We start from the raw sequence: 19,414 nt of genomic DNA, 5'->3' as shown, positions 1-19,414 counted from the left end.
CCCCGCCTTTGAAAGAAAAAGGCGCTGGGTCCCAGCTTTCGCTGGGACGACGAGCTAAGCGCGAGAGGCAGCGCAAAGCTCGCGTCGATTCAATCAATGCTGGCATCCAGTGTCTATGGCGCTGCAGCTAGAAGCATATGTGTGACACAACCAGTTCTACACCGTGTGAGCAGACGCCAGCGAGTCACCGCCACGACGTGCCATTCAACCGCAGATCTCCGAGTAGAGATCACGCCAATACGGATTGGAGGCCTCAATCAGCTGGATCTTCCAGGCACGTCGCCAGGCCTTAATCGCCTTCTCCCGCACTATGGCTGAACGCATGTCGTGATGCATTTCAAACCAGACCAGACGATGTACGCGATAACGCTGGGTAAATCCGGCCATCACTTGTTGACGATGCTGCCAGATTCGGGCCACCAGATTGGACGTCACGCCCACATAAAGGGTGCCGTTACGTCGACTGGCAAGCAGATACACGCAAGGCGCCCGCTCGCGCATGAAGGAAGTCCTTTTCCACTCAGAGCTCACTCAACCCTAAAGCCAGCTATCTCGTCATTCCAGCGAAAGCTGGAATCCAGCGCCCTCGTCCCTCGCCGCGACACCATGCAAGTCCCTAGCGCCGCACTTGGCCGCTGCCTGATAGATACACATGCTGCGCATTAGACGACACACCATTTAAGGAATCTGCCATGTCATCCACATCCAGCCAAAGTAGTCGCCTGCTCAACCCTGGCTTCGAACTCACCCTGCGTCCGATGCGCTATCCGACGTTCTACGAGATGTACCGGGCGGCGATCCGCAATACCTGGACGGTGGAGGAGGTGGATTTTTCCATCGACACCAGCGACCTGAAATCGAAGATGAGCGAGGCCGACCGGCACCTGATCCATCGTCTGGTAGCGTTCTTCGCTACCGGCGACACCATCGTTTCCAACAACCTGGTGCTCAACCTCTACCAGCACATCAACTCGCCCGAGGCGCGCATGTTCCTCTCGCGCCAGTTGTATGAGGAAGCGCTGCATGTGCAGTTCTACCTGACCCTGCTGGATACCTACATTCCCGACCCGGACCAGCGCCGACAGGCCTTCGATGCGATTGAGAACATCCCTTCGATCCGCAAGAAGGGCGAGTTCTGCTTCAAGTGGATCGACTCGGTGCAGAACCTCGATCGCCTGGAAACACGTGAGCATCGGCGCCAATTCCTGCTCAACCTGATCTGCTTTGCCGCCTGCATCGAAGGCCTGTTCTTTTTTGCCGCCTTCGCCTACGTGTACTACCTGCGCTCGCGCGGCCTGCTGCACGGGCTGGCCTCGGGCACCAACTGGGTGTTCCGTGACGAATCCGGGCATATGGCCTTTGCCTTCGAGGTGGTGCGCACCGTGCGCGAGGAAGAGCCCGAATTGTTCGACGCGCAGATGCGCGAGGATGTGGAACAGATGCTGGAAGAGGCCATCGCCTGCGAAACGCAGTTTGCCGAAGACGTGCTCTCCGGCGGCGTGGTCGGGCTGTCGGTCAAGGACATGCGCCAGTACCTGGAATACTGCGCCGACCAGCGCCTTGGCCAGCTGGGCATGACCAAGAAGTACGGCGCCAAGAACCCGTTCGATTTCATGGATCTGCAGGACGTGCAGGAAGTGACCAACTTCTTCGAGCGCCGCGTGTCGGCCTACCAGGTAGGCGTGGAAGGCGAAGTGTCGTTCGATATGGCCTTCTAAACGGCGTTGCATTTTATCGCCATTTCTTACATACGCCCCGTCATGGCACGGCTCCAAAGGCCGATACCGATCCCGCACGGATGGGTATCGGCTAGACTTTCCGGCCATGAATCGCCCGCCCGATCAGCGCATCAAACCCATCACCGCCGCGCAATGTCTGCCATTGCGCCAGGCGGTGCTGTGGCCACAGGCCACATTGGATGAGGTGAGGCTGGCCGACGATGCTGAGGGCCTGCATCTGGGCGCCTTTGTCGGCACCGAGCTATGCAGTGTGGCCTCGTTTTTTGTCCCCGGCCCGGGCCAGGCGCGTTTGCGCAAGTTCGCCACGGCCACGGTTTGGCAAGGCCAGGGGCTGGGCAGCGCGCTACTTCGCGAAGGCGCCCGGCAGCTGCACGCGCGAGGCGTCGGCACGCTGTGGTTCGATGCGCGCGAAAGTGCCACCGCGTTCTATCGGCGCTTTGGCTTCCAGGTCGACTCGGTGCCCTTTCTGAAAGGCACGGTGCGCTACGTGCGCATGCGTGGCTCACTGGACACCTTGCTGAGCCATTAAGAGCGCCACCCCGCGCCAACAAACCCGGTAACTCCCCTGCCGCAGGTCATGCTTGACTACAGCTGTCGTCAAGCGCACGATGACTACACACGTAGTCATATGGATTACCCATGCCTCCTTCCACCATTGGCGATCAGGAACTGGCGCTGCTGCACTATCTGGCCGAGCACGAGGATGCCTCGGTCGGCGAAGTGGCGGCCGACTTCGGCGCCCAGCGCGGCCTGGCCCGCTCCACCGTGCTGACCATGATGGAACGCCTGCGCAGCAAGCAGTACCTGGCGCGCCAGCGCGTCGGCACCGTCTACCGCTACCGCACCGCGACCGGCCCCGGCGAAGCCATGCGCCAGGCCGTGGGCAGCTTTGTCGAGAAAACCCTGGGCGGCTCGGTGTCGCCGTTCGTGGCCTGGATGTCCGAACGCGGCCAGGTCAGCGATGACGAGCTGGACCAGTTGCAGGCGCTGGTCGCCAAGCTGAAATCCGAACCCGGAGCGCGCTGACATGGACACCTTGCACAGCTTTTCGCTGGCCTTGCTGGAACGCCTCACCTGGACATCGCTGCAAGGCGTGGTGCTGGCGGGTGTGCTGATCGGGCTGATGCGGCTTCGCCCGCACTGGGCACCGGCGCTGCGCAGCCGCTTGTGGTGGCTGGTCAGTGCGCAGCTGCTGATCGGGCTCACCTGGGGCGCACCGCTGCCCTTGCCGCTGCTGTCCGCACCGACGCCTGCGGTCCAGACCACGACACCTGCGACCACGCTGACCGAAGTCACGCCCGAGTGGACCCGCCATGACGCCGAGGACGTGTCCGCCACGCGTGACAGCGAAGCGTTCATCCAGACCTCGCCACTGGACTGGCGCGATGCACTGGCCGGCGCCTGGCTGGCGCTGGTACTGATACAGCTGGCGCTGGCGGCCCGACACGGTCTGCGCACCCAGCGCCTGCGCAAGGAGGCCGCTTCCTGCGACGATGCCGCATTGCTCGCGCTGTGTGATGCCCAGGCCCGCCGCATGGGCTTGCGCAAGGCGCCGGCACTTTGCCACAGCCGCGACATCACCTCGCCGCAGGTCAGCGGCTGGCTTCGCCCCACCGTGTTGTTGCCCAGCCGCATGGCCTTGAGCCAGGAGCAGGTCGTACTGGCCCTGCGCCACGAGCTGGCCCATCTGCATCGGGGCGATCTGTGGCAGGGCCTGCTGCCGGCACTGGCGCAGCGCCTGTTCTTCTTCCATCCCGTCGCACACTGGGCGGCACGCGAATACGCCATCGAACGCGAGGCCGATTGCGACACCCGCGCGCTGGCCGATGTCGACATCGCACCGCAGGCCTACGGCCAGCTCTTGCTCACCCTGGGTGTGAGCACCCAGACACACGCTGGCCTGGCCAGCGCATCTCCGACCTTCCGCCACCTCAAGAGGCGCCTGACCATGCTTCAGCATCGCCCCCACTCACAGCACCGTTTGACGCAGTTTGCGCTGGTGATTGCCATTGCCGCTGCCGGCCTGGTGCCCTATCGCGTCACGGCGCGCGTGGCGCCGACAGCGACCACCGCCAGCGCCCATGCCTCGGCCGAAACGCAGGTTCAGAGCAACGCAGCAGCCCTGCCGACACCACCGCAGGCACCACCACCGGCACCGGTGCCGCTTCCGCCGGCACCACCTGCACCGCCGCCGGCACCACCTGCGCCTCCAGCGCCTCCCGCCCCCGACTACGGCGGCCGCCATTTCCACAACGTCACCATCGACACCCACGATCACGCCAGGCAAGGCTATGTGCTGATCACTGATGACATGATGCAAGTAATAGGGTCGGAAGCGGACGCAGCATTTGCACGTGACCACGCCGGCGCAACGCATCAACCCACGCTATGGCTGCGCCAAGGTGACACGCGCTACGTCACGCACGACAAAGGCGTCATCGATCGCATCAGCAAGGCCTACGCGCCATTGACCAAAGCCGCGCAGGAAGAAGGCCGCCTGGCCGGCCGTGAAGGTGAAATCGCCGGACGCGAGGGCGGCCTGGCGGCCGAGGAAGGCTCACTCGCTGCGCTGGAGGGACAACTGGCCGGCAAGCAAGCCGAACTTGATGGCGAGCGTGCCGAACTTCAGGCCGCCAATCTCTCGCAGCAGGCGGCCAACGATGCCGACCACCAGGCTCGACTGCGTGAGATCGCCGCGCGTGAGAAGGCCATCCGCGGCGAAATGAGCCGGCTCAAAAACCGTCAGGACGCACAGCACAAGCGCATGGCAGCGCAACGGGCGAAGCTGGAAGCCCAGCGCCAGACCATTGCCAAGCAGCGCGAAGCGGTGTCCAAGGACCGCCAGGCCGCCAGCGAACGCGCCCAGCGGCAAGTGCGCAAGACCCTGGCCGAGGCGCTCAAGCAAGGCAAGTTCAAGCGGCTGGACTAAGCCCCCGCCGTCAGGCAAGCAAGAGAAAAGCCGGCCCCCTCACAGGGCCGGCTTTTCGTTTTTCAAGCGACACGCGTTGCCCGGATATCAGTACCAGGGCCACGCCTTGAGCTTGTATTCGGACGGCGGGGTGTCGCCGGCCAGGTAGCGCACGAAGTAGTCCCAGCGCCGACGCGTGATGTACGGCGTGGCATAGCCATAGCCGTGGTGCACGTTGGGGATGGCGATCATGTCGAAATCGCGGTTGGCCTTGATCAGCGCCTGCACCACCATCTGCGTGTTCTCCGGCGGCACATTGTCATCCAACGTGCCGTAGGTGAGCATCAGGTGACCCTTCAGCTGCTTGGCGATGTCCGGGTTGGACTGGTTGTCGTAATTGGTGCTGCCGTCCTTGTTCTTCTTCAGCAGGCCCTGGTACTTCTCGCCCCAGTCGGCCTCGTAGTTGCGGTTGTCGTGGTTGCCCGACTCGGCCCAACCAACCTTGAAGAAGTCCGGATAGCGGAACAGCGCATCGGCGGTGGTGTTGCCGCCACCGGAATGGCCCCAGATGCCGACGCGGTTGAGGTCGATCCAGCTGTAGCGCTTGGCCAACTCCTTGATGCCCTTGACCTGGTCGGGCAGCGTGTTGTCGCCCATGTCGCCATACCAGGTGTTGTGGAAGGCCTTGGAGCGCCACGGCGTGCCCATGCCATCCAGGGCGATGACGATGAAGCCCAGCTCGGCCATGGCCTGGTGATCGCCACGCGCCGCCGAGAAGCTGCGGCCACGCACCGAGCCGGTCTGCGGACCCGGGTACACGTAGTCGACCAGCGGATATTTCTTGTGTGGATCGAAGTGGGTCGGCTTGAACATCATGCCGTAGAGCTTGGTCTTGCCGTCACGCGCGGTCACGGTGAACGGAATCGGCGGCACCCAGCCGGCGGCCTTCAGACGCGAGATATCGGCACGCGCCACGGTGGCGATGACATGGCCATCGCTGGATGCACGCAACACGGTGACCGGCGGCGTGGTCGGCGTCGAATAGCTGTCGACAAAGTAACGGCCATCCGGCGACATGGTGATCGAGTGATCGGCCTTCTCCGGCGTCAGCAAGGTAGCCTTGCCGCCATTGAGCGAGGCCTTCCACAGCTGGCGGTAGTACGGGTTGACGCCCTTTTCGCGACCGACCGCGGTGAACCACACCTGGCGCTTGCTGCGGTCCAGATGCAGCACGTCCGAGACGTTGCCCTTGCCGGTGGTGATCGGGTGCAGCATCTTGCCGGTGCGCAGGCTGTACAGGTACAGCTGGTTCCAGTTGCTGCATTCAGACGGCCAAATGGCCTGCTTGGCCTTGGAAAGATAGCGCCAGTTGACGCCCTCGATGCCGCTCTCGTAGTAGGTGGGCACCGATTCCTCGAACACCGTGCGCACGGCGCCGGTCTCGGGGTTGGCAATACGGAACCACTCGTGCTTGTGGCCGCGCGAAGTGGACACGAAGGCCAGCGACTGGCTGTCCTTGGACCACTTCACATCTTCCCAGGCGCCATGGCCGAAGCAGCTGATGTCATCGCACAATGTGGAGCGGTGGAAATCGGGCTTCATCTTCAGCCGCACCACCTTATCGCCAGGCACGTCGATGACCACGCGGTGGATCATCGGCACGTGCTTGTCACCGACCAGCGGGTACTTCCAGACCTCGATCTTGGGATGGCCGATGGCCGCGCCGACGATGGCCATGTCACCGACCTTGCGCTGGTCCTGCTGGAAGGTGGCGATCTTCTTCGAATCGGGCGACCACACCAGCACGGCCTGGTCCGAGTGCACCCAGCCGGCGTTGTCGGTGGCGTAGCCGTAGTTCTTCACGCCATCGTGGGTGAGCTGGCGCTCCTTGCCGGTGGCGATGTCACGCACCCACAGGTTCCAGTCGCGGATGAAGGCCACCTGCTTGCCGTCCGGCGAGACCACGCCCTTGAGCGCAGCGATGCCCTTGTCGGCTTTGTGACCGGCCAGCACGGCATCGAGATTGCCCTTCACGCACTCGGCCTTGGCCGAGAGATCACAGGTGTACTCGGTGCCACGCACGGTGACCTGGAAGTGACCCTGCTTGGGCAACGTCATGTCGCTGATCGGCAGCTTGCCGGCCTTGATCGGCTTGGCCTTGCTGTCCTTCTTGCCGTCGATGACTGCATTCAGCGCGGCGGCCAGCTTGTCGGCGTCAAAGGCCGGCTCAGCCTTGCCGGTGCCCGCGTTCATGCGCATGTAGTGCTCGACGCCGTGATCGGTGTCGACATACCAGAACTGACTGTCGCCCAGCCAGTGCACGCGACGCACGTCGTGGTCGACCAGTTTGCGCGTGTTGTAGACCATGAAGCGCTCGGCGCGCGCATAGTCCTTGTCGGTGAGCTTGGCGCCCGGCTGCGCCAGCGCGCCGAACGAGGCCAGCCCAAGAGCCAGTGCGCAGCCCAGCCGCGCCGTCGGGGTCATCGATAGCATGTGATCTCCACCTTGTCTTTCCACGGGGCAGGCGGGCGCGAGCTGCGCCGATGGGACACGCCCCGACTGACCGATGCTAGCGCGGCGCGGCCTTACCGGCCTATGCCAAAGGTCGCGCCGGGCCACGCTAGAATGGCCGCCTACCCGCATGCAGCACGCCCCATGAGTACCCCCGAGCACTCGCCGCTGGGCAAATCCAGCGACTACCCGCGCCAGTACGACCCCGCACAGTTGTTCCCGATTCCGCGTCGCGACAAGCGTGCCGAGATCGGCATCGACGATGGCGCACTGCCGTTTTCCGGTGTGGATATCTGGAATGCCTACGAGCTGTCGTGGCTGGATACGCGCGGCAAGCCACAGGTGGCCGTGGCCCGCTTCGACGTGCCGGCCGACTCGCCCAACATCATCGAGTCCAAGTCCTTCAAGCTGTATCTGAACAGCTTCTCCGCCGAGCGCCTGGATACGGCCACGTTGAGCCAGCGCCTGCGCGAGGATCTTTCCGCCGCTGCCGGTGCCCCGGTGCAGGTTGAGCTGACCGAGGCCCGCGATTTCGCCACGCTGTCGCTGAGTGAGCCCGACGGCATCGTGATCGATACGCTGGATATCGCCATCGACCACTACGGCCCACCGTGCGCCGAGTTCCTGAGCGCCCGTGGTGCGCCGGTCGAAGAGCGCCTGGTCTCGCACCTGCTCAAGTCCAACTGCCCGGTGACCGGCCAGCCGGACTGGGGCAGCGTGATCATTGCCTACCGTGGCCCGGCCATCGACCACAAAGGCCTGCTGCGTTACCTGATTTCGTTCCGCGAGCACAACGAGTTCCACGAGCAGTGCGTGGAGCGCATCTGGACCGACCTGATGCAGCGCTGCGCGCCCAGTTTCCTGAGCGTCTACGCGCGCTACACCCGCCGCGGCGGCCTGGACATCAACCCGTTCCGAAGCTCCGAACCAGCCCCGACGCCGCCCAACCCACGCGGCGCCCGCCAATAACCAAGGCTAGGTGCGCAACCGTTCGGGATGGCTATAGACGACATGCCGTCCCGGCCGGGCGAAGCCGACCAGGGTCAGGCCGGCGCTGCGGGCCAGTTGCACGGCCAGGGCGGTGGGCGCGGAGATGGCCGCCATCAGGGTGATGCCGGCGGCGGTGGCCTTGGTGACCATTTCGTAGCTGGCGCGACTGGTGACCAGGGCAAAGCCGTGTTCGACATCGACGCCAGCCCGGCCCATGGCGCCGACCAGCTTGTCCAGCGCGTTGTGGCGGCCGACATCTTCGCGCACCAGCACGATATGGCCCTGATCGTCGGCCCAGGCGGCGGCGTGCACGGCGCCGGTCTCGCGATTCAGTGACTGCCCCTCGCGCAGCGCGCCCAGCGCCCGTTCCAGGGTGGCGGCATCGATGGCCGGGCCACGGCCCACGATGCGCGGCTGGCGCACGGCATCTTCCAGCGTGCGCGCGCCACACAGGCCGCAGCCGCTGCGCCCAGGCAACAAGCGCTCATGACCGGGACCGGCCTGCAGCGCCGCCGGCGTTTGTTCGCAGGTGACCGCCACCTCGATGCCTTCCAGGCGCTCGTGGATGCTGACATCGCGGATCTGCGCAGCGTGCTCAACCAGCCCCTCGCTGAGCGCGAAGCCGCGGGCAAAATCATCCAGATCGCCCGGTGTGGCCATCATCACCGCGAACGGCTGATCGTTGAACACCAGCGCCACCGGCACTTCCTCGGCCAGGCTGTCTTCGGCTTGCTCGATGCCGCCGGGCAGGCGGCGCTCCACCGTGCGGCGCACGAAGCCGCGGCTCATCGGAGCACCTGCGGCCATGCGCAAAATGGAGGCCAGGCAGTGGCGAAAAGGTCCGTCATGGCGACAAGGCTAGGTGCGCCATCGATGAAAATTTCGTGCAGACGATGTGACGGGTGCATGCACGGTATTTTCATCTCGCTCATGGATGGGTCAAGCGCGCATGAACATGGCGCCAACGGGGTGGCGAAGGCAGCCTGCACCATCGCATCCCGGTGCTAGACTCAAGGTGAATCGTCAACAACTCCGAGGCGCCCTGCCTACGTGCCGACAAGCGGCATAGGGTATGGCGTCCGTGATGCCTTCACGGTATCACCAGGGTGGAACCGGAAACGCGTTCCGCCTCCCGACCTTGGAAAGGAGCATACGTACATGCACCCGCTGGCCGATGCATTCGGTCGCAGGTTTCCGTACCTGCGCCTGTCCATCATTCCCGCCTGCAACTTTCGTTGCACCTATTGCCTGCCCAACGGCTACAAGGCCGATCCGAAGGCGGCCGGGCCGTTGCGCCTGGACGAAATCACGCGCCTGCTGACCGGCTTCCAGCATCTGGGTATGCACAAGCTGCGCATCACCGGTGGCGAACCCAGCCTGCGCCGTGACCTGACCGACATCATCGCCACCGCCGCGGCGGTGCCGGGCGTCGAGCGCATCGCCATGACCACCAATGGCGTGCTGCTGACGCGGCGTCTGAACGAATGGATGGATGCCGGCCTTGGCGCCATCAACGTCAGCATGGACAGCCTGGACCGCGCCTGTTTTGCACGCATCACCGGGCATGACCGGCTCGACTCCATTCTCCAGGGCATCGATCTGGCACTGGCGCGCGGCCTGCCATCGGTGAAGATCAATGCCGTGTTGATGCGCGATGTCAACGACCAGCAGCTGCCGGCATGGCTGGACTACCTGCGCGATCACGCCGTCGGCGTGCGCTTTATCGAGCTGATGCAGACCGGCGACAACCTGGACTTTTTCCGCCGTCACCACGTGCGTGCAGCCAGCGTGATGGCGCATCTGCTGGACAGCGGCTGGCGCGAACGCCCACGCCGCGCCGATGCCGGCCCCGCGCGCGAACTGGTGCATCCCGATTACGCCGGTCACATTGGCATCATCGCGCCGTATGCGAAGGATTTCTGCGCCGGCTGCAACCGCCTTCGTGTCACCGCCACTGGTGATCTTAGGTTGTGCCTGTTCGGCGACTTTGGCATTCCGTTGCGCCACCTGCTGCAGGACGACGCCGATCAGGAGGCCCTGGTCCGCGCCATTGGCGGGCAGATCGGGCGCAAGGAAAAGGGCCACTTCCTGCATCAGGGCCACACCGGCATCACACCCCATCTTGCATCCACCGGAGGCTGATCCATGGCGCACGACGCCGTCGCGTCTTCCCGCAACGCTTCGCAGTTTCACATGGCCGATGTGCGCCGCAAACGGCCCACCGAACGCCGCGCCGTCGCCGTGGGCGAGCTCGATCCCGGCGCGGACACCTTCAAGGTGATCGTCGAGCGCGGCCTGCCCAAGGGCGACGCGCTGGGCATGGCCGAAGTGGCCGGCCTGCAGGGTGCCAAGCAGGCCTCGGCGCTGATGCCGCTATGCCATCCGCTGCCGCTGGAATATGTCGAGGTGCACTGCCAGCCGGTGCCCGAGCGCGCGGTGATCCGCGTGTACTGCGAGGTCGCCACTATTGCCCGCACCGGTGTCGAGATGGAAACCCTGGCCGGCGTCAATGCGGCCTTGCTGACCCTGTACGACCTGACCAAGCCGGTGCAGCCGGCGCTGACCCTGGGCGGCGTGCGCCTGCTGTTCAAGGAAGGCGGCAAGAAGGGCCTTTGGCAACACCCGGACGGCATGAGCGAGACCGAGATCGAGCGCTTCCGTCCCCGCGCGCCGGCAGGGCTGAAACAGGCGCGCTGCGCGGTCATCACACTCAGCGACCGCGCCGCGCGTGGCGATTACGAAGACCGCTCCGGCGCGCTGCTGGTCGAGCGCCTGCGCGCGCTGGAGGCACAGGTCGAGGCAGCCACCGTGCTGCCCGATGATCGCGGGCGTCTGCTCGAGGCGCTGCGCGCCGAGACCGATGCCGACACCGCGCTGGTGCTGCTCAGCGGCGGCACCGGCCTGGGGCCGCGTGACATCACCCCGGAAGCCCTGGCCGAACTCGATGCGCGCCGCGTGCCGGGCCTGGGCGAACTGTTCCGCAGCGAAAGCCGCCATTTCACGCCGATGGCCTGGCTCAGCCGCGCCGAGGCGGTGCTGGCCGGGCGCACGCTGATCATCGCCCTGCCCGGCAGCGCCAAGGCCGCCGCGCAGGGCATGGACATCCTGGCGCCGATCCTGGCCCATGCGCTGAGCATGGCCGCCGGCGGAGACCACGCATGATCGACTACGCCCAGGCACTGGCCACGGTGCTGGAAAGCGCGCCGCGTCTGGAGGCGCAATCGCTGCCGGTGGAGGCGGCGCTGGGGCGGGTACTGGCCGCGCCCGAGCTCAGCCCGGCCGCGCTGCCGCCCTTCGACAACTCGGCCATGGACGGTTTCGCGCTGGCCACCGGCGGTGACACGCTGCCGGCCGGCGACGAGGCCGATATTGTCGGTGAACGCGCTGCCGGCGACATCGACATGGCGCGCGGCGACCGCGGCTTTTCCATCATGACCGGCGCGCGCGTGCCCGACGGCCTGGACGCGGTGATCCCGGTCGAACAGGCGGAAGTGCTAGCCCACGATGCCAGCGGTCGCGCCACGCGCATTCGTTTGAAGGCACCACTGGCACCGGGCCAGAACCTGCGCTACGCCGGCAGCGACATCGATGCCGATGCCATTGCGCTGAGCGCGGGCCGCCGCTTTGACGCCAACCAGCTGATGCTGGCCGCGGCGCTGGGTATCGGCCAGGTACAGGTGGTGCGGCGCCCGCGCGTGGCGCTGATCTGCACCGGCAAGGAACTGGTCGACGAGGCCAGCCAGGCCTTGCAGTCCGGTCAGATCCGCAACAGCAACGGCCCCTATCTGGCCGCGCGCCTGGCGCTGGCCGGCGCCGAGGTGGTGCACCGGGAAACGGTCAGCGACGACAGCGGCGCCTTCGAGGCGGCCCTGCGTCGTACGCTGGATGCCGGCGTCGACGCGGTGCTGTCCACCGGCGCGGTATCCATGGGCCGCTACGATTTCATCCCCGATTCGCTGCAACGCCTGGGTGCGCACACGCTGTTCCACAAGGTGGCGATGCGTCCCGGCAAGCCACTGCTGTTCGCGCAGCTGGCCGAAGGTCCGCTGTTCTTTGGCCTGCCCGGCAATCCGATTTCCGGTGCCGTGGGCCTGCGCTTTTTCGTCGAACCGGCACTGCGGCGCATGCTCGGTCAGGCCGACGAGCGCCCGTTGCGCCTGCCGCTGGGCGGCGAGGCGCGCAAGAAGGCCGGGCTTCGCATGTTCTACAAGGCGGCGCTGGAAACTGATGCGGACGGCCGCCCACAGGTGCGCGTGCTGGCCGGGCAGGAATCGTTCCGCATTCGCCCGCTGGCCGCCGCCACTTGCTGGGCCGTCGGCCCGGAAGCGGCCGAACAGCTGCCCGCCGGCACCCTGCTCGATGTCTATGGCCCCGGCCACCATCAGGCCGCCCAGCTGGGAGATACCCTTTCATGATCGTGACCCTGACGCTTTACGGCGCACTCGGCGATGCGGCGGCCGATGGCCGCGTCACGCTGACGCTGGACCACGGCGCACGCGTCGCCGACGCACGCCAGGCGCTCACCGAGCACGCCCGTGCGCACTGGAGCGATCCGCGCGAGAGTCTTTTGGCACGCTCGGCGTTTGCCAGCGACAGCGCGGTGCTGCGCGAGCACGACGCGGTGCCGGACAACGGTCAATTGTCGGTGCTGCCACCGGTCAGCGGGGGATAAGAGCGATGAACCCCGAGATGCTGGATGCACGCATTGTCGATATCGCCGAGGGCGGCATCGATGCCGCCGCGGCGCTGGATTTTGTCTCCGACCCACGGTTTGGCGGTCTGGCCTGTTTTGTCGGCAAGGTACGCGCGCAGAACCTGGGACGCGTGGTCACCGGGATCAGCTACCAGGTCCATGCCGCACTGGCCTGCAACCTGTTCCGCGGATTTGCCGAGCGCGCCGTGCAAGCGGTCGACTGCGAACTGAAGCTGTCGATCGTGCATGCCACCGGCCGCCTGGCCGTCGGAGATGTGGCGGTGGTGGTGGCCGCCGGCACACCGCATCGCGACGAAGCCTTCCGCGCCTGCCGCATGGTCATCGAGGCGGTCAAACACGAAGCGCCGATCTGGAAGCGCGAGCATTATGAGGACGGCGACAGCGCCTGGAGCGAAGGCTGCTCGTTGTGCGAAACCTCCCGCGAACACGACGCCGGCCATGCGCGCGGCCAGCATCACGGCCATGGCCACGGCTGAGCACAACACCCCTGTCACCGGCCTGATATTGGCCGGCGGCCGCTCCTCGCGCATGGGCCGCGACAAGGCGCAACTGCGCTGGCAGGGCCTGACCATGCTCGAGCACATGCGTCGGCAACTGGCGCAAGCGGGCGCGCGGCCGGTGTTGGTCAGCGGGGACCGCGATGGCGCCATTGCCGACCGCTGGCCGCACGCCGGCCCCATCGGCGCACTGACCAGCGTGGCCGACGCGCTGGACGATGCCGAGCTGCTGATCGTGCCGGTGGACATGCCGCGCCTGTCGGCCGCGCTGCTCGCCCGCCTGGCCGCGAACGAGCGCGCCGCGGCGGTGCACTACGCCGACCACGTGCTGCCGCTGCGCCTGCGGCTGGACGAAACCACGCGTCAGGTCCTGCGCGCCTTGATGGCGCGACCGCCACGCGAACGGCGCTTGCGCGCGCTGGTCCAGGCACTGCACGGCGTGGCGCTGCCCGTGCCCGTCGACGCCCGGCCGCAACTGGCCAACGCCAACACCCCCGAGCAATGGCAGGAGATGTGCGCATGAAACTGCAGATGGAAGCCCAGCACCTGCGCTTTCGCATCAGCGAGAAGGAACTGGCCACGTTGCTCGATGGCGGCGCAGTGGACAACCTGACCACACTCGACGAGGGCCATCACATCGGCCAGCGCGTGACCCTGGCCGATAGCGATCATGCCAGTCTGGATACCCGGCCCACGCCCTGGCAGCTGCGCCTGCCACGCACGGCCGTAGCCGCCTACGCACGGCGCCTGCCGACGCGCGAGGGCCTGCATTTTCACCTGCCGCGCGCCGAGTCGGCCGTGCTCGAGATTCAGTTCGATGTCGATGTGCGCGACAGCGCGCGCACCCGCCTTTCCTCCTCATCCTAAGGAGTTCGCCTGATGATGGTTTCGATGTTTCGTCGCGGCGCCGTGCTGGCGCTGGGCGCGGGCCTGGCACTGGTGGCGATGTCCGCGCAGGCCGCCAGCAAGCTGCGTGTGGCCTATGCCGGCTCCATGGGCGTGGTCATGGACCATGGCGCCGGCCCGGCCTTTGCCAAGCGCCACGATGTTAACTATCAAGGCATCGGCCATGGCTCGTATGCGCTGGCCCGCCTGCTGGCCTCCAAACAAATGCGCGCCGATGTGTTTGTCGGCATCACGCCGGGGCCGGTGAAGTTGCTGCAGAAAGCCGGGCTGGTCGGGCGAGCGGTACCGGTGGCCAGCACGCAGATGGTCATCACCTACAGTCCGAAAAGCCGCTTCGCCCGTCAGTTCAAGGCCGCCGCCGCCGGCAAGATGCCGTGGTACCAGGTGCTGGAACGCCAGGGCCTGCGCTTTGGCCGCACCGACCCGGCCACCGATCCGCAGGGGCGCAACATCATCTTCACCATGCAGCTGGCGCAGCTGCGCTACAAGCAGCCGGGCCTGCTGAAAAACGTGCTGGGCTCGATCCGCAACCCCCAGCAGATTTTCAGCGAAACCTCGTTGCTGTCGCGCCTGGAAGCCGGCCAGCTGGATGCGTCGTCGGGCTACCTGAGCGCGGCGCGCTCGCATCACCTGCCGGTGATCCGCCTGCCCGATGCCATCAATCTGTCCAACCCGGCCATGGCCAAGCGCTGGTACAACAAGGCCAGCTTCAAGCTGGACGGCAAGATGCTGCGCGTGCAACCGCTGGTGTTCTACGCCGCGGTGCTGAAAAACGCCCGGCACCCGAAGCAGGCGCGCGCCTTTGTCGACTTTCTGCAAAGCCCGGCCGGGCAGAAGCTGCTGGCCCAGTACGGCTACAGCAAACCCAAGGGCGGCGCGCTCTAGGTCCGTCGGTGCAAGCTCGCTATGCTGGCGATGATGAAACACTTCCTCGCCCGCCATCCGCATGTCGATGACCGGCGCCCTGGCTGAGCCGGGGCCGCGCCGCGCGCGCGGGCCGTTCTGGCTGGCATCGCTGACCCTGCTGCTGATGGCGGCGCCGTTCGCGGGGCTGGTCGCTGTCACCCACTGGAGCGCCTTCCACTTTGCGCGCGGTGACGCCATGGCGATTGGCGTATCGCTGGGCTACAGCCTGTTGGCGCTGGTCATCATCGTGTTGCTGGGCACACCGCTGGCCTGGTGGCTGGCAAGGCACCGCTTTCGTGGCCAGTGGCTGGTCGAGGCGATTCTGCTGCTGGCACTGCTGACGCCGCCGCTGGCGATGGGCCTGCTGCTCTCTGCGTTGTATGGCCCCTACGGCCCGATCGGGCGCTGGTTCGAGGCGGCCAATCTCAGCCTGACCAATTCGGCCGCGGCCTTTGTGCTGGCGCAGTGCTACAGCGCGCTGCCCTACTACGTGCTGGCTGCGCGCGCCGCCTTCGAAGGCGTGCCGCGCGAGCTGGAACATCTGGCGCTGACGCTGGGTCGCTCGCCGTGGCAGGCGTTTCGTGAAGTAAGCCTGCCGCTGGCGCGGTTTGGCCTGGCTGCCGGTGTGGCGCTGGCCTGGGTGCGCGCACTGGGCGAGTTCGGCGTGGTGCTGATCATCGCCTACTTCCCGCAGGGCATTCCGGTGAAGCTGTGGGTGAACCTGCAGGACATTGGCCTGCATGCGGTGTATCCGCTGCTGTGGGCGTTCTTCGTGGTCGCCATGCCGTTGCCGCTGGTGCTGGGCATCGTGGCGCGCCGACGCGAGGCGGCCTAAGCCATGGAACTGGATTATCGCCTCGAACATCCGCTGGCGCTGAGTGCGCGCGGCGAGATTCACGGCTTCACGGTGCTGCTGGGGCGCAGCGGCAGCGGCAAGAGCAGCCTGCTGCGTGCGATTGCCGGGCTGCTGCCAGCACACGGCACGCCCTTCGATGGCCTGCCGCCGCAACGTCGTGCGGTCGGCTACCTGCCCCAGGGCTATGCGCTGTTTCCGCATCTCAACGCCTGGCAGAACGTGGCCTTTGCACTGGACGGATCGCAGCGCCACCGCGCCGCACTGGAGTGGCTGGCGCGCTTCAATCTGGCCGAACTGGCCACGCATTACCCGGACCAGCTCTCAGGTGGCCAGCAGCAGCGCGTGGCGCTGGCCCGCGCCATGGCGCGGCGGCCCGAGCTGTTGCTGCTGGACGAGCCGACCTCGGCGCTCGATGCCAGCACGCGCGACGAGGTGATGGCCGAGCTGGTGGCCCAGGTGCACGATCTGGGCGTGCCGGCGCTGGCCGTCAGCCACGATCCCCACCTGGCCGCCCTGGCCGACCATCTGCTGGTATTGCACGACGGACGCATCGTGCAGCAGGGCCCGCCCGACAGCGTGCAGGCGCAGCCGGCCAATGCCGCGGTGGCACGCCTGCTGGGCCGGCGCAATCTGTTTCATGCCCGGGTCGAGGCGCATGGCGATGGCCGCGGCCACACCCGGCTTCACTGGCCCGAGGCGGGGCTGCATTTTTCACTGCCACGACATGACCTGGCGGTGCACAGCTGGGTGGATGGCACGCTGCCACCACACCGGGTGACACTGACCGATCACGGCGGCGAAGGCGCCGTCCGTGCCCGCGTGGCCAGACGCATGGCGCTGGATGGGCAGTGGCAATTGGCGCTGCACTGCGGCAAAACCCTGCTATGGGCGTACCTGCCCGGCACGTCGCCAGCGCCGCCGATTGACGCGCATGTGTACGTCAAATGGTCGGCCTCGGATATTTTCCTATGGCCGCCGGCACATGCGGATGCGGCGATGCAGCGTGAAAATGACGAATGACTTGCATTCTTTTGTCGCATATGATTGATGCCGATATGCCTTCCTGTCCGCCTGCCCACGCGCTTTGAGCCATGAGCCAGAAACGCAAACCCACCTCGTTCGACATTGCCCATCTGGCCGGAGTCTCGCAGTCCACGGTGTCGCGGGCGCTGCGCGGCAGCTCGCGGGTCAGCAAGGAAACGCATCGGCGCATCCAGGAGGCCGTGCGCGCACTCAACTACAAGGTGGACAAGAACGCCTCGAACCTGCGCACCCAGCACACCGGCACGCTGGCGCTGCTGTTCTTCGAGGACCCCACGGCCGATGATTCGAACATCAACCCGTTCTTCCACTCCATGCTCGGCTCGATCACCCGCGCCTGCGCGCAGCATGGCTACGACCTGCTGATTTCGTTCCAGCAGTTGTCGCAGAACTGGCACGCCGAGTACGAGGATTCGAAGAAGGCCGACGGCCTGATTCTGCTCGGCTACGGCGATTACGTGTCCTACCGCGCCAGGCTCGACCAGCTGCTGGCGCTGGGCACGCATTTCGTCCGCTGGGGTGCGGTGCTGCCGGATCAGCCCGGGCTGTCGATCGGCTGCGACAATTACCAGGGGGGTCACGACCTGGCCGCGCACCTGCTGGCTCAAGGCCGCTCACGCATTGCCTTCATCGGCGATGCCTCGCAGCACTACCCGGAATTTTTCGAGCGCTATCGCGGCTTTGCGGCCGCGCTGCGTGCGGCCGGACTGGAGGTCGATCCGCTGCTGCAGGTCGATGCCATCACCACCGAGGCCTCCGGCCACCAGGCGCTGGAAACCCTGCTCAAGCGCGGCGTGTCGTTCGACGCGGTGTTCGGCGCCAGCGACCTGATCGCCATCGGCGCCATGCGCGCGCTGGTCGAGCACGGCTACCGCGTGCCCGAGGATGTTTCGCTGGCCGGCTTCGACGACATTCCGATGGCCGCCAACGTGCATCCGGCGCTGACCACCGTGGCGCAGGATACGCGGCGTGCCGGTGCACTGCTGGTGGAAAACCTGCTCAAGCTGATCCGCGACGAGCCGGCCGAAAGCCTGAAGCTGCCGGCACGGCTGGTGATCCGCCGCTCCTGTGGCGGCGGATCGTCAGCGCAGGTCCGTCCCGGTGGCGAGCATCAGCCGGCGACAATCGATGTCACCGGCTGATGCCCAGGGCTTTTTCGCTCAGCCGTGCCCAGCCACGGCGTGCGGTACGTAAGGCGATTCCAGCGCCTTGAGGTCATCCTTGCTGAGTGTGATCGATAGCGCCGCCACCGCATCGTCCAGATGGCCGGCCTTGGAGGCGCCGATGATCGGCGCGGTCACGCCCGGCGCCTGCATCACCCAGGCCAGCGCGATCTGCGCGCGCGGCACGCCATGGCGCCCGGCCACCTTGCCGACGGCATCGACCACCTGGTGATCGAAATCGAAATGCCCGTACAGCGTGGCGCCGAATTCATCGCTGCGCTGGCGCTCGGTGGCTTCATCCCAGGGCCGGGTCAGGCGCCCACGCGCCATCGGGCTCCACGGAATCACCGCCACACCCATGTCGCGGCACAGCGGCAGCATCTCGCGCTCTTCCTCGCGATAGAGCAAGTTCAAGTGATTTTGCATGCTGACAAAGCGTGTCCAGCCATGGCGCTCGGCCACGTGCTGCATCTTGGCGAACTGCCAGGCGAACATCGATGAGGCGCCGATGTAGCGCGCCTTGCCCGCCTTGACCACATCGTGCAGCGCTTCCATGGTCTCCTCGACCGGCGTGCCGGGGTCAAAGCGGTGGATCTGGTAAAGGTCCACGTAGTCGGTATCCAGACGCATCAGGCTGGCATCGATCTGCTCGAAGATGGCCTTGCGCGACAGACCCGCGCCATTGGCGCCGGGCCGCATGCGACCGTGCACCTTGGTCGCCAGCACCACGTCCTCGCGGCTGACGAAATCGCCGATGGCGCGACCGACGATTTCCTCGGAACTGCCGTCCGAATACACGTTGGCGGTATCGAGAAAATACAGCCCCATGTCCAGCGCCTTGCGCAGCAGGGGACGGCTGTTTTCCTCATCCAGGGTCCAGGCATGCTTGCCGCGACCAGGCTCGCCATAGGTCATGCAGCCCAGGCACAGCGGCGGAATATCCAGCCCAGTGTGACCCAATTTGATCGATTCCATCGCGCACTCCTCAAAAAAGCGTGGGTGGGGAACCTAAAAGCCTACGCCGCTTGGCGTCCCGCATCTGCCCCTGAGGTATACACGCATCGTGAAGCTGCGCTTGGCAATGGGCGCCTCGGCGGCCCTCGATTATTAAGCAACACTGCATGACGCATGCGCCGCGGCCCCGGTTGTCGCACCCGACCGTTCGCCCAACATCACAGGTCAG

General features: G+C 66.1%; 20 protein-coding genes and 1 riboswitch. Of the genes, 16 read left to right on the top strand and 4 right to left on the bottom strand.

All coding sequences use genetic code 11. The annotated features are described in order from the left end of the window. Positions 1-204: 204 nt before the first annotated feature. Positions 205-501 carry a GIY-YIG nuclease family protein gene (locus HBF24_RS11255; protein WP_167172937.1) on the bottom strand — a complete coding sequence of 99 codons (297 nt, stop codon included), beginning with the start codon at positions 499-501 and terminating at the stop codon, positions 205-207. 191 nt (positions 502-692) lie between these two features. On the opposite strand from HBF24_RS11255, the gene HBF24_RS11250 reads away from it, so the two are divergent. The 4 genes from HBF24_RS11250 to HBF24_RS11235 all read left to right on the top strand — a co-directional run bounded on the left by HBF24_RS11250 (position 693) and on the right by HBF24_RS11235 (position 4,668). Then, the gene (locus HBF24_RS11250; RefSeq protein ID WP_167172935.1) at positions 693-1,718 is read left to right on the top strand and encodes a ribonucleotide-diphosphate reductase subunit beta; all 1,026 of its coding nucleotides are present in this window, start codon (positions 693-695) and stop codon (positions 1,716-1,718) included. Between the two features lie 106 nt (positions 1,719-1,824). Next, complete coding sequence (locus HBF24_RS11245) at positions 1,825-2,268, top strand: GNAT family N-acetyltransferase (RefSeq protein ID WP_167172933.1); 444 nt, start codon at positions 1,825-1,827, stop codon at positions 2,266-2,268. Between the two features lie 110 nt (positions 2,269-2,378). Further along, entirely contained in the window at positions 2,379-2,765 is a 387-nt protein-coding gene (locus tag HBF24_RS11240) for a BlaI/MecI/CopY family transcriptional regulator (RefSeq protein ID WP_167172931.1), read from the top strand. 1 nt (position 2,766) lies between these two features. Continuing rightward, entirely contained in the window at positions 2,767-4,668 is a 1,902-nt protein-coding gene (locus HBF24_RS11235; RefSeq protein WP_167172929.1) for a M56 family metallopeptidase, read from the top strand. Between the two features lie 87 nt (positions 4,669-4,755). Here the strand turns inward: HBF24_RS11235 and HBF24_RS11230 are convergent, their stop codons facing one another. Then, positions 4,756-7,140 (bottom strand): S9 family peptidase, encoded by a 2,385-nt coding sequence (locus HBF24_RS11230; protein ID WP_167172928.1) that lies wholly within the window; start codon positions 7,138-7,140, stop codon positions 4,756-4,758. A 162-nt stretch (positions 7,141-7,302) separates the two neighbouring features. Here HBF24_RS11230 and queF point away from each other — a divergent pair, with 162 nt between their 5' ends. Continuing rightward, the gene (queF, locus tag HBF24_RS11225) at positions 7,303-8,127 is read left to right on the top strand and encodes an NADPH-dependent 7-cyano-7-deazaguanine reductase QueF (protein WP_167172926.1); all 825 of its coding nucleotides are present in this window, start codon (positions 7,303-7,305) and stop codon (positions 8,125-8,127) included. 6 nt (positions 8,128-8,133) lie between these two features. Here the strand turns inward: queF and fdhD are convergent, their stop codons facing one another. Further along, positions 8,134-8,937 (bottom strand): formate dehydrogenase accessory sulfurtransferase FdhD, encoded by an 804-nt coding sequence (gene fdhD, locus HBF24_RS11220; protein WP_167172924.1) that lies wholly within the window; start codon positions 8,935-8,937, stop codon positions 8,134-8,136. Positions 8,938-9,166: 229 nt separating this feature from the next. After that, positions 9,167-9,313, top strand: a riboswitch (molybdenum cofactor riboswitch). Between fdhD and moaA the strand changes: the two genes are divergently transcribed. The 11 genes from moaA (at position 9,307) to HBF24_RS11165 (ending at position 18,210) form a co-directional block, all read left to right on the top strand. Beyond that, the gene (moaA, locus tag HBF24_RS11215) at positions 9,307-10,290 is read left to right on the top strand and encodes a GTP 3',8-cyclase MoaA (protein ID WP_167172922.1); all 984 of its coding nucleotides are present in this window, start codon (positions 9,307-9,309) and stop codon (positions 10,288-10,290) included. (Overlaps the previous riboswitch by 7 nt.) Before the next feature lie 3 nt (positions 10,291-10,293). Then, positions 10,294-11,310: a bifunctional molybdenum cofactor biosynthesis protein MoaC/MoaB gene (gene moaCB / locus HBF24_RS11210; RefSeq protein ID WP_240922486.1), complete on the top strand. Its 1,017-nt coding sequence runs from the start codon at positions 10,294-10,296 to the stop codon at positions 11,308-11,310. Next, on the top strand, positions 11,307-12,563 hold the full coding sequence (gene glp / locus HBF24_RS11205; protein WP_167172920.1) for a gephyrin-like molybdotransferase Glp: 1,257 nt from the start codon (positions 11,307-11,309) through the stop codon (positions 12,561-12,563). The genes moaCB and glp overlap by 4 nt, the downstream gene beginning before the upstream one ends. Further along, positions 12,560-12,820 (top strand): MoaD/ThiS family protein, encoded by a 261-nt coding sequence (locus HBF24_RS11200; RefSeq protein WP_167172918.1) that lies wholly within the window; start codon positions 12,560-12,562, stop codon positions 12,818-12,820. The genes glp and HBF24_RS11200 overlap by 4 nt, the downstream gene beginning before the upstream one ends. Before the next feature lie 5 nt (positions 12,821-12,825). Beyond that, a complete protein-coding gene (locus HBF24_RS11195) occupies positions 12,826-13,338 on the top strand; it encodes a molybdenum cofactor biosynthesis protein MoaE (RefSeq protein WP_240922484.1) in 513 nt (170 codons plus the stop codon). Continuing rightward, complete coding sequence (locus HBF24_RS11190; protein ID WP_167172916.1) at positions 13,325-13,882, top strand: molybdenum cofactor guanylyltransferase; 558 nt, start codon at positions 13,325-13,327, stop codon at positions 13,880-13,882. Before HBF24_RS11195 ends, HBF24_RS11190 begins: the two co-directional genes overlap by 14 nt. Further along, complete coding sequence (locus tag HBF24_RS11185; protein ID WP_167172914.1) at positions 13,879-14,226, top strand: hypothetical protein; 348 nt, start codon at positions 13,879-13,881, stop codon at positions 14,224-14,226. Before HBF24_RS11190 ends, HBF24_RS11185 begins: the two co-directional genes overlap by 4 nt. A 12-nt stretch (positions 14,227-14,238) precedes the next feature. Further along, entirely contained in the window at positions 14,239-15,150 is a 912-nt protein-coding gene (locus HBF24_RS11180) for an extracellular solute-binding protein (RefSeq protein WP_206064294.1), read from the top strand. Between the two features lie 61 nt (positions 15,151-15,211). Beyond that, the gene (locus tag HBF24_RS11175; protein WP_206064293.1) at positions 15,212-16,006 is read left to right on the top strand and encodes an ABC transporter permease subunit; all 795 of its coding nucleotides are present in this window, start codon (positions 15,212-15,214) and stop codon (positions 16,004-16,006) included. 3 nt (positions 16,007-16,009) lie between these two features. Then, positions 16,010-17,047: an ABC transporter ATP-binding protein gene (locus HBF24_RS11170; RefSeq protein ID WP_167172912.1), complete on the top strand. Its 1,038-nt coding sequence runs from the start codon at positions 16,010-16,012 to the stop codon at positions 17,045-17,047. Positions 17,048-17,118: 71 nt separating this feature from the next. After that, a complete protein-coding gene (locus HBF24_RS11165; protein WP_167172910.1) occupies positions 17,119-18,210 on the top strand; it encodes a LacI family DNA-binding transcriptional regulator in 1,092 nt (363 codons plus the stop codon). A gap of 18 nt (positions 18,211-18,228) precedes the next feature. On the opposite strand, the gene HBF24_RS11160 is transcribed toward HBF24_RS11165, so the two are convergent. Continuing rightward, positions 18,229-19,206, bottom strand: coding sequence for an aldo/keto reductase (locus HBF24_RS11160; protein ID WP_167172908.1), 978 nt, complete (start codon positions 19,204-19,206; stop codon positions 18,229-18,231). Between the last annotated feature and the right edge of the window lie 208 nt (positions 19,207-19,414).

The organism is Oleiagrimonas sp. C23AA (assembly GCF_011759385.1).
Lineage (GTDB): Bacteria > Pseudomonadota > Gammaproteobacteria > Xanthomonadales > Rhodanobacteraceae > Oleiagrimonas.
This window is presented reverse-complemented; position numbering and strand designations above follow the sequence as displayed.

What these genes read in the sequence shown, in the direction of transcription:
- HBF24_RS11180 (WP_206064294.1), top strand. Translation starts at nt 14,239, where the DNA reads ATGATGGTTTCGATGTTTCGTCGCGGCGCCGTGCTGGCGCTGGGCGCG.
- HBF24_RS11235 (WP_167172929.1), top strand. Translation starts at nt 2,767, where the DNA reads ATGGACACCTTGCACAGCTTTTCGCTGGCCTTGCTGGAACGCCTCACC.
- HBF24_RS11195 (WP_240922484.1), top strand. Translation starts at nt 12,826, where the DNA reads ATGAACCCCGAGATGCTGGATGCACGCATTGTCGATATCGCCGAGGGC.
- HBF24_RS11230 (WP_167172928.1), bottom strand. Translation starts at nt 7,140, where the DNA reads ATGCTATCGATGACCCCGACGGCGCGGCTGGGCTGCGCACTGGCTCTT.
- moaCB (WP_240922486.1), top strand. Translation starts at nt 10,294, where the DNA reads ATGGCGCACGACGCCGTCGCGTCTTCCCGCAACGCTTCGCAGTTTCAC.
- moaA (WP_167172922.1), top strand. Translation starts at nt 9,307, where the DNA reads ATGCACCCGCTGGCCGATGCATTCGGTCGCAGGTTTCCGTACCTGCGC.
- HBF24_RS11175 (WP_206064293.1), top strand. Translation starts at nt 15,212, where the DNA reads ATGTCGATGACCGGCGCCCTGGCTGAGCCGGGGCCGCGCCGCGCGCGC.
- HBF24_RS11170 (WP_167172912.1), top strand. Translation starts at nt 16,010, where the DNA reads ATGGAACTGGATTATCGCCTCGAACATCCGCTGGCGCTGAGTGCGCGC.
- fdhD (WP_167172924.1), bottom strand. Translation starts at nt 8,937, where the DNA reads ATGAGCCGCGGCTTCGTGCGCCGCACGGTGGAGCGCCGCCTGCCCGGC.
- HBF24_RS11190 (WP_167172916.1), top strand. Translation starts at nt 13,325, where the DNA reads ATGGCCACGGCTGAGCACAACACCCCTGTCACCGGCCTGATATTGGCC.
- glp (WP_167172920.1), top strand. Translation starts at nt 11,307, where the DNA reads ATGATCGACTACGCCCAGGCACTGGCCACGGTGCTGGAAAGCGCGCCG.
- HBF24_RS11160 (WP_167172908.1), bottom strand. Translation starts at nt 19,206, where the DNA reads ATGGAATCGATCAAATTGGGTCACACTGGGCTGGATATTCCGCCGCTG.
- HBF24_RS11165 (WP_167172910.1), top strand. Translation starts at nt 17,119, where the DNA reads ATGAGCCAGAAACGCAAACCCACCTCGTTCGACATTGCCCATCTGGCC.
- HBF24_RS11185 (WP_167172914.1), top strand. Translation starts at nt 13,879, where the DNA reads ATGAAACTGCAGATGGAAGCCCAGCACCTGCGCTTTCGCATCAGCGAG.
- HBF24_RS11245 (WP_167172933.1), top strand. Translation starts at nt 1,825, where the DNA reads ATGAATCGCCCGCCCGATCAGCGCATCAAACCCATCACCGCCGCGCAA.
- HBF24_RS11200 (WP_167172918.1), top strand. Translation starts at nt 12,560, where the DNA reads ATGATCGTGACCCTGACGCTTTACGGCGCACTCGGCGATGCGGCGGCC.
- HBF24_RS11255 (WP_167172937.1), bottom strand. Translation starts at nt 501, where the DNA reads ATGCGCGAGCGGGCGCCTTGCGTGTATCTGCTTGCCAGTCGACGTAAC.
- HBF24_RS11240 (WP_167172931.1), top strand. Translation starts at nt 2,379, where the DNA reads ATGCCTCCTTCCACCATTGGCGATCAGGAACTGGCGCTGCTGCACTAT.
- queF (WP_167172926.1), top strand. Translation starts at nt 7,303, where the DNA reads ATGAGTACCCCCGAGCACTCGCCGCTGGGCAAATCCAGCGACTACCCG.
- HBF24_RS11250 (WP_167172935.1), top strand. Translation starts at nt 693, where the DNA reads ATGTCATCCACATCCAGCCAAAGTAGTCGCCTGCTCAACCCTGGCTTC.